The following is an 11,641-nucleotide window of genomic DNA, read 5'->3' on the forward strand; positions in this document are numbered from 1 at the left end:
GGTCACGAGGAGAAGCCATGGGCGAAATCACTGACAGGCAGATGGGCACCAAGCCGTCGGACAAGGATATCTGGCTGAACGAGTCAGCCCCCAAAGGGCATGGACGCTTCATCGCACGCATCACTCCTGGCGGGGATCGCCTGTTCTACTACCGCTACACGGACTCGACCGGTAAGCGGATTCGACTCCCTCTGGGGGCCTATGATCGTGACGGGACCTCGGGCCTTACCCTGAAAGCTGCACGTCTGCGCGCCCGAGAACTGACTGATCTTTACCTGAGCGGCATTACCGATCTGCGGGAACACCTCGAGGCCGAGGAGGCTGCACGCATTGCTGCCCGCGATGCCGAGCTGGCACGCCTGGCAGAAGAGAGGGCTGCCGCCGAAGCCGAGCAGGCACGCCAGGCTGCCCGTAAAAGCGTTGCCGACCTCTTCGAGCACTGGGCCAGGGTCGACCTTATCAACCGGAAGGATGAGGGTGCCGAAGTCCGGCGCATGTTCCAGAAGGATGTACTGCCCGTCATTGGCCATCTCGCGGTTTCTGATGTGAAGAAGGGACATATCACTGAGGTGACCGATGCGCTGCTTGCCCGGGGCGTCAATCGCATGGCCAAGCTGATCTTCAGCCTAATGCGTCAGATGTTTCGCTTTGCCGTGGATCGTGACCTGATCGAGCATGACCCCTCGGCCAGCATTCGGAAGGCCAAGATCGGCGGTAAAGATGTCGAGCGCGATCGAGTGCTGAGCGAGGACGAGATCCGCCTTCTGGCCCAGAAGGTGTCCGGGGCTGGCTTGCTGGTCACATCCGAAGCGGCAATCTGGATTGCTCTCTCAACATGCTGCCGCATCGGTGAGTTGCTGGCGGCGCGCTGGGAGCATATCGACTGGGACAAAGGCACCTGGCTGATTCCTGCTGATAACAGCAAAAACGGCAGAGCGCATACCGTCATGCTGTCACCTTTCGCCGTAAAGCAGTTCAGGAGGGTGCAGGAGCTCAACGGTTCTACCCCTTGGTGTTATCCGAATACTGACGGTAGCGGCCCGGTATGTCCGAAGACCGTGACCAAGCAACTGGGAGATCGCCAGCGCTCGCCTGAGCAGGGCACCATGAGCCGGCGCAGCACAAAAGCCCAGGCCTTGTTGCTGTCCGGTGGAAAGTGGACACCTCATGACCTGCGTAGAACGGGCGCTACGCTCATGACGGCTCTCGGCGTTCTGCCAGAGGTTGCCGAACGCTGCCTGAACCACACCGAGGAAAACAAGGTGAAGCGTACCTACCAGCGGCATAGCTACATCGCAGAGATGAGCGATGCCTGGATGCGTTTGGGGGAGCACATTGAGCAGCTGACGTCGGCGGAGTTCTGAGTGGCCTGCCCCGAAGCGGGGCGTGCAGGTGGATCGGGTAGTGCTTTTTATGGGCTTTTATGAGATATCAGTAATTATCTGTTTTGGATAATTGTAGGTAACCACGATGAGCACCATCTACCGACGCCCCGAGCTGGCCGCCCAGATGGCTCGCCAGCTACTCAACCCAGGCGTGCTCGATGAGGGCCTGCGCTCCGGGCTGTTCATCTCGGGGCTACGACGCACGGGCAAGACCACCTTCCTGCGTAACGACCTTATTCCTGCCCTGGAACAGGCCGGTGCCTTGGTCATCTACGTCGACCTGTGGAGCGACACGCTGACCAGCCCGAGCAAGCTGTTGCATGCCGCCATCCGTCAGACACTCGAGGAGCTGCAGACGCCTTCATCGGCCCTACTTGATCGGCTCAAGCGGATCGGCGGCCTGGATATCGAGGCGTTGGGCTTCAAGCTCGGCTTCACGGTGGAAAGCATCGGCAAGGAAGATGGGCCAACACTGGCTCAGGCGCTGAGCGAGGTGGTCGACAAGGCCAAGACCGACATCGTGTTGATCGTCGATGAGGTCCAGCATGCCATCACGTCCGAGGAAGGACAGCAGCTGCTCCTCGCGCTCAAGGCGGCACGGGATGCCATCAATCCGCGTCCCGATACACCCGGCCACTTCATCTTCATCGGCACCGGCTCGCACCGGGCGCTGGTCAGTGAACTGACTGCACGACGAAATCAGGCCTTCGCCGGCGCAACCTCTATCCCGTTCCCACTGCTGGGGGAGGACTACGTTGAGCATCTGCTGCAGCGGTTGGCCCACCAGGAAAGCAGCCGGCTACCTTCTTTGGTCGTCGCCACTCAGGCCTTCAAGACGCTGGGCAACCGACCGGAGGAAATGATCAAGGCGCTGCGGCAACTGCTGAGTGGCGCCCCTTCGGATAGCGATCCGGATACCCAGCTCCCGGTCATCGCAGCCACGCTGCGCTCCATGGCGGCCGATATCGAGCTGATGAAGGTCGATCAGCTGGGCAGCCTGGCCAAGGCCATCTTTGGGCGTATCGCGGCGACGGAAGGCGATGCCCGCGGGCTGTTCTCAGCTGAGGCGGCGGCTGCCTACTCCAGGCAGGTAGGGCGCGAAGTCCGCATCGAGGAGATCCAGCCGATCGTGAACCAGCTGGTCGACGACAACATCATCATGCGCCGGGGACATGGGCTGTACTGCGTCACTGACCCCTTCGTGCAGGAAATCTGGCGCGAGCGGCAGGATTTCCTCGACCGCATTGACGATCTTTGAGTTAAGAAATCGCCATGAGCAACGCCTCCGTCTACTTCATCCTCCACGTGCAACTCGAACCCCTGCACCTCAGCCCGCCGATCTGGCGGCGGTTGCTGGTCAGCGGCGACTGCACGCTGCGCAAGCTGCATCACTTCATCCAGGCGGCCATGGGCTGGCACAGCAGCCATCTGCACGAATTCAATGATGGCCTGCATCGCTACCTGCCTCCTGACCCCGACTTCCCGGATTTCGAGCTCGAGACACGGGACGACCGCAAGTACAAGCTGCGCCGCCTGCTCAAGGAAGGCGACCGCCTGCGCTATGTCTACGACTTTGGCGACTCATGGGAGCACGTCATCGCTGTGGAAAAGGTCGAGCCGTGCGACGCCAGTGGCAGCTGGTGCGAAGTGCTCGACGGTGCCCGTGCCTGCCCGCCCGAAGACGTCGGCGGCGTGCCGGGCTACCTGCAGTTCCTCGAGGTCATCCAGGCGCAACCGCTCGGTGACGAAGGCCGCGAGGCCCTGGCCTGGGCAGGCAGCGCCTTCGATGCCGAGCTGTTCGATCGCCGGGCGGCGAATGCGGCGGTGCAGCGGATCTGCAACAACTTCTGGGGCTGAAACCAGCGACTCCGCAAGAGACTGCCCGAGCGGAGCACTCTGAATGTTGCCTAGAGGCTCGTCAGTGCTGGACATGGCGTGTTGGCGCAGTTCTACACGAGCTCATGCAGCCGGCCGTGGTGGATCGCTCGTTGTGCAGGGCTGTGGGAAGCCCACTCCAAAAAATCTCAGTCACACATCACTGCCATGACATCCCCCTCACGGAGACCTACGTCATGTCCTTGCAGTGTCCCCTCTGCAGTTCCCCCAAGATCGCCTCGCTGCGTACAGCCATGAAGATCGGTGCCGCCGTCGGCGCTGCCGGAGGCGCTGCTCGCGGTGCCAGCGTCGCATTGACCGGCAGTCAGGTCGGTGCCGCTGTAGCCGTTGGCCTTGCAGCCGGCCCGATTGGCATCACGCTCGGCACCGTCGCCGGAGCCATCCTCGGCGGCCTGGCCGGCGGTGCCGGTGGCTGCGCGCTCGGCGCACAGCTCGGTGAGAAGCTGGATCGCCATGTGCTGTCCAACAACCTCTGCTTGGAATGCGGGCATCGCTTCAACCTGCCGGTCTGATCGACCGCTGTTTCCTCTCGCCTTCCTTCGTCTTTGACCTTTCTTGGCAGTGGCTGCGCCTGGCGCAGCTGCTATGCCGTCCTGCATCTCAAGGAGTCATCACCATGGCCCATCTCATCGAACAAATGGCCTATGTCGGCCAAACCCCCTGGCACGGTCTCGGCAGCGAGCTGTCGCCGCATCAGCCGCTGGAAGTCTGGCAGCGTGAAGCCGGCATGAACTGGACTATCGAGGAAAGCCCCGTCCGCTTCATGGCTGACACCCAGGGGCACCTGGGCACCATCCATGCCTTCCCCGAGCAGAAAGTGCTGTACCGCTCGGATACCAAGGCTCCGCTGTCGGTGGTCTCCAACCGCTACCAGATCGTCCAGCCCCGCGACGTGCTGGAGTTCTACCGGGATCTCTCCGAGGTCTCCGGCTACGAGCTGGAAACGGCGGGCGTGCTCAAGGGCGGTCGCAAGTTCTGGGCGCTGGCTCGTACCGGACAGGGCTCGGCGCTCAAGGGCAACGATCAGGTCAACGGCTATCTGCTGCTGGCCACGTCCTGCGACGGCACCCTGGCCACCACGGCGACCCCGACCACGATCCGGGTAGTCTGCAACAACACCCTGAGCATCGCCCTCGACGGCGCTCCGCAGGCCATCAAGGTGCCGCATAACACCCGCTTCGATGCGCAGGCGGTGAAGCGGCAACTAGGCATCGCGGTGTCCGGCTGGGACGAGTTCATGTACCGGATGAAGCACCTGGCCGAGCGCAAGATCCGGCCGCACGAGGCGAAGAACTTCTTCCTCGACGTGCTCTGCGAAATCCAGCCCAACAGCGCCGTGCCGGAAGCGCTGCCCAACGAGCGGGCGCTCAAGCGGGTCGAGAGCCTGTATGGCGGCGCGGGTCGCGGAGCCAATCTGGAGTCCGCACAGGGTACGGCCTGGGGACTGCTCAATGCGGTCACCGAGTACGTCGACCACGAGCGCCGGGCACGCAGCAACGAGTACCGCATGGACTCGGCCTGGTTCGGCCAGGGTGCCCAGCTCAAGCAGAAGGCCCTGGATACCGCACTGCGACTGGTGGCCTGAGCCTTTACCTCACTCCCTTTCACATCCCTTGCGAGAGCGCCCGGTCAGCTTCGGTTGGTCGGGCGTTCTTGCGTCTGGAGGAATGCACCATGGAACAGATCAAATCCCGTACCACTTCGAGCAAGCCCCGGCCGGCGCTGCGTCTGGTCAAGACCAAGGCCATGCCCCGTGAGGAATGGCTGGCCGTGCGCAAGCGCGGCATCGGCAGTTCGGATGCGGCGGCGGCCGTGGGCCTCAGCCCCTATAAGTCGCAGCTGGAGCTGTGGATGGAGAAGACCGGCCGGGATGCAGCACTGCCCAAGGCCGACGCCCAGGATGAGGAAAGCCCGCTCTACTGGGGCAACATCCTCGAACCGATTGTCGCTGCGCACTACACCAAACGCAGCGGCAACCGGGTGCGGCGGGTGAATGCCGTCCTGCAGCACCCGTCCGCCGAGTTCAGCTGGATGCTGGCCAACATCGACCGCGAGGTGATCGGCGCGGATGACGTGCAGATCCTCGAATGCAAGACCGCCGGCATAAACGGGGCACGCCTCTGGAAGGAGGGCGTGCCTGAGTATGTGCAGTTGCAGGTGATGCACCAGCTGGCCGTCACCGGCAAGCAGGCCGCCGATGTGGCGGTGCTGATCGCCGGTCAGCATGTCGAGATCCATCGCATCGAGCGTGATGACTTCCTCATCGGTCGCCTGATGCGTCTGGAGCAGCAGTTCTGGCACTACGTCACGACCGACACACCGCCACCGGCGGATGGCAGCGCCTCGGCGGAGCAGGCGCTACGCACCCTGTTCCCACAGGACAACGGCGAGACGCTGGATTTCAGCCAGGACAGCTCGCTCTCGGCGGCCTTTGCCGAGCTGCAGGCGGTGCGCGAGATCCTGAGCACCCACGAGAAGCGCGAGGCGCAGCTCAAGCAGACCATCCAGCAGGCCATGGGCGACGCCACCAAGGCCACCTTCGAGACCGGCAGCGTGACCTGGAAGAAGGCCAGGGACAGCGAGAGCGTGGACCTCAAGCGACTGCTGCAGGATCACCCGGAGCTGCAGGCGCAGTACACCGCCATCAAGCCCGGCAGCCGGCGCTTCCTGATCGCCTGAACAACCCGACCCCACCACTCAACGAGCCACCCCGGTCCCTCGCGGCCTGGGTGGCTTTTCTGTTTTCAGCTCAAGGAGAACCCCCATGCTCAAGGGCCTGGCTATCACTCCGCCGGTACTCGGGCGGATTTCCATCGGCAAGGTCGTCGAGAAGAATGGCAAGCGCCTGCCGGAGAAGGACGATCAGTTCACCATCACCTCCCAGGTGCAGGTCCGCGACGGCTGGCTGCTACACCCCTTCGACGAAGCGCTGCGCAAGGAACAGGGCGGCAAGATCCGCAGCATCCCGATCCGGCTGCTGTTCAACGAGCCGGATCTGAACTTCCGCGCCGACTACAGCCTGTTCGACCGCAACACCGGACGGCCGCTGTGCGTCGGCAATGGCGAAACCTGCCGCCGCCAGACCAGCGAGGGGCTGCAATCACTGCCGTGCCCCTCACCGGATGCCTGCCCGCTGGCCAAGGGCAACGCCTGCAAGCCCTACGGACGGCTCAACGTGGCCATCGGCGACGACGATCCGCTCGGCAGCTTCGTGTTCCGCACCACCGGCTTCAACAGCATCCGCACCCTGGCGGCCCGGTTGCAGTACCTGCAGGCGATCTCCGGCAACCGACTGGCCTGCCTGCCGCTGGAGCTGCGCCTGCGCGGCAAGTCCACCCGGCAGAGCCATGGCACGCCGATCTTCTACGTCGACATCACGGTACGCAGTGGCCTGACGCTGGAAGAGGCGCTGGAGCAGGCCCGCCAGCTCGATGAGGCCCGGCGCAACGCCGGCTTCGACCAGGCCGCGCTGGATCAGGCCGCCCGGCAAGGCTTCGCCAACGGCGCTTTCGAGGATAGCGAGGAAGACACCGGGGCCATCGTCGAGGAGTTCTTTCCGGTGACCGAGGAGGAGCCCAGCAGGCAGAGCGTCACTCCCGCAACCGCTGCCCCAGCCGGCAAGCCCGGCCTGGCCGAGCGTCTGGAGGCGCAGATGCAACGCCAATCCCCCTCAGCAGAAGCGCACTGATCCCACAGAATCGATTCGAGGAACCACACCATGAAATTCCACAAGCTCAGAGCAGGCGAAGTGCCCGGCACCTACGTCATGGAGTCGCCGGTCACCGAGGCCGACATCCTGCACATGGCCCGGCAGCTGGCCCGCAAGCGGCTGGCCAAGGGCCGCCCGCTGAGCGACCCGCAGAGCGTGTTCGCCCACCTGCAAACCCTGCTGCAGGACTACCCACACGAGGTATTCGCCCTGCTGCTGCTCGATACCCGGCATCGGGTGATCGGCTTCCACGAACTGTTCCGCGGCACCCTGGACGGAGCCAGCGTCTACCCACGGGAAGTGGTCAAGCTGGCCCTGGAGCACAACGCGGCAGCCGTGATCCTGGTGCATAACCACCCCTCGGGCGATCCGGAGCCAAGCAACGCCGACCGCCATCTGACCCACAAGCTGATGGACGCACTGAACCTGGTCGGCGTGCGTACCCTCGATCACATCGTGGTCGGTAACGAAGGCTGCGTATCGCTGGTGGAGCTGGGCTACATGTGAGCCCCTCACGCGAACCACTGGAGGACACGCCATGGCGATCCTGCGTCTGCTGGCGGCACTGCTCGCCTTTGCCGGCATCCTCGCTGGTTGCCTGGCAGTCCTGCTGCTGATCATCGTGCTGCTGCGTTTTCCGCTGCTGCTGATCGCCCTGCTGCTGGCGTGCTGGGTGTTCGGTCGGCTGCTGGAAATCAGCGGCTCGTCGGATAGCTAGTCAGCCGCTTTTCGCAGCAAAATGCGGCATCCTGACCACATAGAGCACTGCTGCAAGCAGTCTGCTCATCCATCAAATGGAGCTTGAAATGAAGAAAATCGTCGGCACCCTGGCACTGTCTGCCATTGCCATCCAGTCGGCCATCGCCCAGCCCATGGGCGAGAGTGCCCAGTCGCACTGTGCCTATCTGGAGGAGGTCGTTTTCAACTGTGCCATCGGCAAGAAGCACGTTTCCGTGTGCAACACGGACGGCAACCTGCAGTACCACTTCGGCAAGATCGGCGCAGCCGAGCTGGTTTTCCCGGCCACCCCGGATAACAACGAGTCAGTGACACGCGGCGGGATCATGCTGGCTGGTGGCGGCGGTGACTACCTGCGCTTCTCGAATGGAGCACACGACTACATCACCTACAGCGCAGAGGGGCGAGGTGTGCTCAGTGAGGGAGTCGTCGTCGAGAAGAACGGCAAGCAGCTCGCAGCACTGAAGTGCAGCAGCTACGCGACCAACAAGATCTCCACCAATCTGCCGGATGGCATCCATGACGATGCCAAGCCGTTCTTCATCCCCTGACTGCTTGTGAGCAGACCAGCGTGGGCAGCCCGAAGGCCGCTCACGCTGGCCTGCCGTCACCGGGCATTTCTTTTTTTGCTTCTTCGGCCAACCCTTCCAGATCAGCCGTCCCGCGCCACCTCGAAGCCCACCACACTGCGCTGCTCGCGGCTGAATTCCACGCCGATCAGGTGGATCGGCTCGCCTCGCGCCCGGTACTTCTCGGCATAGCCACGCTCGCGGATCTGCTGCAGCGCCTTGCCCTCGGGGACCAGCTCCACCACCTTGAACTCGAACAGGTAGACCTGGCCATTGAACAGTACGGCCATGTCGATGCGACCGAAGCTGGTGGCATCTTCAACCCGCACGTCCAGGCCCAAGGCCGCGAAGTGGCTGTAGAACACGCTGGCGTAGTAGCCCTCGTACTGGGCAATCGGATTGTTGCGATACCAGTCGTGGGGGATGCTGGCGAAGAACGCGCTGAACAGCTGCTGCAGCCCGGGGAAGTCGTTGCTGCGCAGCAGGCGATGCAGCGACATGCGCTGGCGGGCGACCGGCTGCCCCTCCGGCGACCAGGCCTTGATCAGGCTGCCATGCAGGCTCTGACGCACTTCGCGGTTGGGATAGCGCAGGCGATAGAACCAGTTGCCGTCGAGGTTGATCTCCTCGTCGATGGTCAGATAGCCCGCCTGGAACATCAGCGCCTCGGTGGCGATATTGTCCACCTCGAAGGTCGACAGCAGCTCGGCATCGGTTTCCAGCTGTCCCAGCTCCGGCAGCCAGGCCTGACGGCGAGTGAGCAGCTCGATCAGGAAGGTCGGCGTTCCCGTTTCGAACCAGAACGGGCGGAACTCGCGCTCACGGAACAAGAGCAGCAAATCGAACGGGTTGTACACCGAGGTGCCGGTCCAGTTGTAGCCGTTGTACCACTGACGGACTTCCTCCCGATCCAGTCCGGCCAGCTCCGGAGCGAATACCGTATCCACGTCCTCATCGGTGTAGCCGCAGATGGCGGAATAGCCGGGTGACAGGGTGATGTCGCGCAGATTGTTCAGCCCCGAGAACAGACTGACCTTGCTGAACTTGGATACCCCGCTGAGCATGGCGAAGCGGATATGTGCATCCTGCCCCTTGATCACCGAATAGAGGTTGCGCAGGCCGTCGCGCATCTCGCGGGCCAGCTCAGCGTTGGCCAGATTGTCGAGAATCGGCTTGTCGTACTCATCGACCAGCACAACGACCCGCTGACCGTGGATGCACTCAGCCTCACGGATCAGCTCGGCAAAGCGGCCAGGGATGTCTGCTGCCGTGAAGTCAGGTAACCCGAGTCGCTGGGCGTTGACCTGCAGCAGATCGTCGATGCGGGTATCCAGCGCCTGGCGACTGTTGACCACCCCGTCGGCAAAGCTGATACGCACGACCGGAAAGCGCCGTCCCCAGTCCCACTGCCCATGCACCACCAGGCCACGAAACAGCGGCTCGTTGCCCTCGAACAGCTCGGCCAGGGTATCGAGGAACAGGCTCTTGCCGAAGCGCCGCGGGCGGGAGAGGAAGTAGTAGTTGCCTTCCTCGATCAGCTGCAGGGCGATGCCGGTCTTGTCGACGTAGTAGCAGTCATCCTCGCGGATACGGGCGAAGGTCTGGATACCGATGGGCAGCTTCTTGCGTGACATGGCAGGCAACCTGTAGGCAGATGCGGCGATTGTAGCCGAAGGGATGCGGGCAGGCTCAGTTGGAGCAAACGTAGTGGACGCCAAGCTCCGTGGCAGCAACGGCTACTTGCCGTGCAACCAGCGCCCTCTGCGCATGCCAGCCGGGAATCTCGCTGCCATCACTGCCGATGCCCAGCCCATGCTTCCAGTACGACAAGTAAGCCTCGCCACGATCAGCTGCGTAGTAGTTGCCATTGCCGGCAGAGTAGTCGAGCGCATACTGCCAGTTGTTTTCGCGCATGCAAACGCCATGCTCAGGGTGTAGCAGTTGGCCCAGCCCGATCAGGTATTCGGCACTCTTGGCATCCAGCGGCCGGAATACCGCGACCCTCAGGCGGCCATCCTCGCGGGCACTGATGGCGGCAACCAGGCTTTCCTCGCGCTGGATGGTGACCAGCTCACCCGCTAGATCCACCGGCCCCAGCTCCAGCCACCAGTCATCGCCCATCACGGGAGCGGCAGCTCGACCATCGTCCGCGGTCAGCAACTGGGCCAGCCGATTCATGGCCGGCTCGTAGTGTCGCCAGTCCACACCAGCTTCGGCGCCATGCTGCTGCAGAGCCTGCAGCATGACCGCCAGCGGCAACTCGCCATCCAGGGACAGAGCTGCCTGCAGGTCGCCCGGTGGCAGCGGATAGGCAATGTCCGGCAGGCCGTAGCGGGCCAGGATTTCGGGCTTGAGGTGGATCTCAGCGGTATGCGGCATGAGGTATCTCTTCACAAGGGGCTGGCCTAGATGCCAATGCCGGAACCCAGACAATCTGCTTCAGGTTCCCCTTCATCACATCCATGGACTCAGCCCCAGTCTTCACGATTACCGAAGCCTCACCACTCGGGCCGGCAGCTGTTTTCCGGGCTGTCGAGCGGCTTCAGCACCTGGCCGATGTTCTTGGTCGGCAAGTTGATGGTGCTTCCCCCTGCGCTGAGCTGCAGGCGATTGGCGTGGCGCAGTGCCTCCCAGAACTCCCCGCGGTAGATCTCGCTGCAGACGCGGCAGCCGGTGTAGAAGGGGTTGCTGTAGCTCGCACCGTCGATGATCACGTCAAAGCCCGGCTCATCGTTGGAGCTGTATTGCTTGCCGTTGATAGTGGCATAGGCACTTACGTAGCCCTGCTCTTCATAGTCAGGGCAGGAGATGTTCAGCTCGTTGCCGTTGCCATCATCGACCAGGTGCTCACTGACACCCATGCCCCAGCCAGACGTCCACTCGTAGGTACCGGCTACAGCCGTGCCAGACATCAGCGCAGCCAGTGCAGCGCAGATCAGCATTCTCTTCATGTCCCTTGATTCCATTTCCTGTTCAAAATATCAGCGGCTCGGGCACAATCCCGTCTCCGCCCTTATTGCATCCAGTACCGCATGAAACTTCTCAACACCTACGACGACCGTGACGAAGCCGAAGAGGCTGCCGAGAAGCTGACCGGCGACAAGCGCCTGGCCAGCGAACGCGACGCCACCGTGGTCATCTACAACCTGTTCGGCATTCCCAGCTGGGGAAATTTCCATCGCCTGGGCATGTACAACCTGGGCGAGCTAAAAAGCCTGCTGGAGCGCCGAGCCAGTTGGCAACCTGCCGACCAAACACGGCATGCAGAGATCATCGCCACGCTGAAGACTGTGGCGAAGAACTACGGGATCGAGGTGCCAGGGCACTGGCTATGAAGACCAGTG

At 62.9% G+C, this 11,641-nt stretch carries 14 protein-coding genes; 11 read left to right on the plus strand and 3 right to left on the minus strand.

Going from position 1 to position 11,641, the window contains the following annotated elements:
- Positions 1–17: 17 nt before the first annotated feature.
- The 10 genes from BLU22_RS14060 (at position 18) to BLU22_RS14105 (ending at position 8,279) form a co-directional block, all read left to right on the plus strand.
- Entirely contained in the window at positions 18–1,364 is a 1,347-nt protein-coding gene (locus tag BLU22_RS14060) for a tyrosine-type recombinase/integrase (RefSeq protein WP_090215748.1), read from the plus strand.
- 106 nt (positions 1,365–1,470) lie between these two features.
- Positions 1,471–2,643 (plus strand): AAA family ATPase, encoded by a 1,173-nt coding sequence (locus BLU22_RS14065; protein ID WP_090215750.1) that lies wholly within the window; start codon positions 1,471–1,473, stop codon positions 2,641–2,643.
- A 14-nt stretch (positions 2,644–2,657) separates the two neighbouring features.
- The gene (locus BLU22_RS14070; protein ID WP_090215751.1) at positions 2,658–3,242 is read left to right on the plus strand and encodes a plasmid pRiA4b ORF-3 family protein; all 585 of its coding nucleotides are present in this window, start codon (positions 2,658–2,660) and stop codon (positions 3,240–3,242) included.
- Between the two features lie 215 nt (positions 3,243–3,457).
- Complete coding sequence (locus BLU22_RS14075) at positions 3,458–3,793, plus strand: hypothetical protein (protein WP_090215753.1); 336 nt, start codon at positions 3,458–3,460, stop codon at positions 3,791–3,793.
- A 104-nt stretch (positions 3,794–3,897) separates the two neighbouring features.
- Positions 3,898–4,866, plus strand: coding sequence for a DUF932 domain-containing protein (locus tag BLU22_RS14080; protein WP_090215756.1), 969 nt, complete (start codon positions 3,898–3,900; stop codon positions 4,864–4,866).
- A gap of 89 nt (positions 4,867–4,955) precedes the next feature.
- On the plus strand, positions 4,956–5,960 hold the full coding sequence (locus tag BLU22_RS14085) for a YqaJ viral recombinase family nuclease (protein ID WP_090215757.1): 1,005 nt from the start codon (positions 4,956–4,958) through the stop codon (positions 5,958–5,960).
- An 85-nt stretch (positions 5,961–6,045) separates the two neighbouring features.
- Entirely contained in the window at positions 6,046–6,969 is a 924-nt protein-coding gene (locus BLU22_RS14090) for a recombination directionality factor (RefSeq protein WP_090215759.1), read from the plus strand.
- A 30-nt stretch (positions 6,970–6,999) separates the two neighbouring features.
- Positions 7,000–7,497, plus strand: coding sequence for a RadC family protein (gene radC / locus BLU22_RS14095; RefSeq protein WP_090215762.1), 498 nt, complete (start codon positions 7,000–7,002; stop codon positions 7,495–7,497).
- 31 nt (positions 7,498–7,528) lie between these two features.
- Entirely contained in the window at positions 7,529–7,708 is a 180-nt protein-coding gene (locus BLU22_RS14100; RefSeq protein WP_090215765.1) for a hypothetical protein, read from the plus strand.
- A gap of 88 nt (positions 7,709–7,796) precedes the next feature.
- Positions 7,797–8,279, plus strand: a complete 483-nt coding sequence (locus BLU22_RS14105; RefSeq protein WP_090215767.1) for a hypothetical protein — start codon at positions 7,797–7,799, stop codon at positions 8,277–8,279.
- Between the two features lie 101 nt (positions 8,280–8,380).
- On the opposite strand, the gene BLU22_RS14110 is transcribed toward BLU22_RS14105, so the two are convergent.
- From BLU22_RS14110 to BLU22_RS14120, 3 genes are all read right to left on the minus strand, one after another.
- The gene (locus BLU22_RS14110) at positions 8,381–9,931 is read right to left on the minus strand and encodes an ATP-binding protein (RefSeq protein WP_090215770.1); all 1,551 of its coding nucleotides are present in this window, start codon (positions 9,929–9,931) and stop codon (positions 8,381–8,383) included.
- A gap of 55 nt (positions 9,932–9,986) precedes the next feature.
- Positions 9,987–10,676 carry a hypothetical protein gene (locus tag BLU22_RS14115; RefSeq protein ID WP_090215772.1) on the minus strand — a complete coding sequence of 230 codons (690 nt, stop codon included), beginning with the start codon at positions 10,674–10,676 and terminating at the stop codon, positions 9,987–9,989.
- A 119-nt stretch (positions 10,677–10,795) separates the two neighbouring features.
- Positions 10,796–11,248 (minus strand): hypothetical protein, encoded by a 453-nt coding sequence (locus BLU22_RS14120; protein WP_090215775.1) that lies wholly within the window; start codon positions 11,246–11,248, stop codon positions 10,796–10,798.
- An 81-nt stretch (positions 11,249–11,329) separates the two neighbouring features.
- Here BLU22_RS14120 and BLU22_RS14125 point away from each other — a divergent pair, with 81 nt between their 5' ends.
- A complete protein-coding gene (locus BLU22_RS14125; RefSeq protein WP_090215777.1) occupies positions 11,330–11,632 on the plus strand; it encodes a hypothetical protein in 303 nt (100 codons plus the stop codon).
- The last annotated feature ends 9 nt before the right edge of the window (positions 11,633–11,641 follow it).

Origin of the sequence: Pseudomonas guangdongensis (genome assembly GCF_900105885.1) — a bacterium.
Taxonomy (GTDB): domain Bacteria; phylum Pseudomonadota; class Gammaproteobacteria; order Pseudomonadales; family Pseudomonadaceae; genus Geopseudomonas; species Geopseudomonas guangdongensis.

What these genes read in the sequence shown, in the direction of transcription:
- BLU22_RS14060 (WP_090215748.1), top strand. Translation starts at nt 18, where the DNA reads ATGGGCGAAATCACTGACAGGCAGATGGGCACCAAGCCGTCGGACAAG.
- BLU22_RS14065 (WP_090215750.1), top strand. Translation starts at nt 1,471, where the DNA reads ATGAGCACCATCTACCGACGCCCCGAGCTGGCCGCCCAGATGGCTCGC.
- BLU22_RS14070 (WP_090215751.1), top strand. Translation starts at nt 2,658, where the DNA reads ATGAGCAACGCCTCCGTCTACTTCATCCTCCACGTGCAACTCGAACCC.
- BLU22_RS14075 (WP_090215753.1), top strand. Translation starts at nt 3,458, where the DNA reads ATGTCCTTGCAGTGTCCCCTCTGCAGTTCCCCCAAGATCGCCTCGCTG.
- BLU22_RS14080 (WP_090215756.1), top strand. Translation starts at nt 3,898, where the DNA reads ATGGCCCATCTCATCGAACAAATGGCCTATGTCGGCCAAACCCCCTGG.
- BLU22_RS14085 (WP_090215757.1), top strand. Translation starts at nt 4,956, where the DNA reads ATGGAACAGATCAAATCCCGTACCACTTCGAGCAAGCCCCGGCCGGCG.
- BLU22_RS14090 (WP_090215759.1), top strand. Translation starts at nt 6,046, where the DNA reads ATGCTCAAGGGCCTGGCTATCACTCCGCCGGTACTCGGGCGGATTTCC.
- radC (WP_090215762.1), top strand. Translation starts at nt 7,000, where the DNA reads ATGAAATTCCACAAGCTCAGAGCAGGCGAAGTGCCCGGCACCTACGTC.
- BLU22_RS14100 (WP_090215765.1), top strand. Translation starts at nt 7,529, where the DNA reads ATGGCGATCCTGCGTCTGCTGGCGGCACTGCTCGCCTTTGCCGGCATC.
- BLU22_RS14105 (WP_090215767.1), top strand. Translation starts at nt 7,797, where the DNA reads ATGAAGAAAATCGTCGGCACCCTGGCACTGTCTGCCATTGCCATCCAG.
- BLU22_RS14110 (WP_090215770.1), bottom strand. Translation starts at nt 9,931, where the DNA reads ATGTCACGCAAGAAGCTGCCCATCGGTATCCAGACCTTCGCCCGTATC.
- BLU22_RS14115 (WP_090215772.1), bottom strand. Translation starts at nt 10,676, where the DNA reads ATGCCGCATACCGCTGAGATCCACCTCAAGCCCGAAATCCTGGCCCGC.
- BLU22_RS14120 (WP_090215775.1), bottom strand. Translation starts at nt 11,248, where the DNA reads ATGAAGAGAATGCTGATCTGCGCTGCACTGGCTGCGCTGATGTCTGGC.
- BLU22_RS14125 (WP_090215777.1), top strand. Translation starts at nt 11,330, where the DNA reads ATGAAACTTCTCAACACCTACGACGACCGTGACGAAGCCGAAGAGGCT.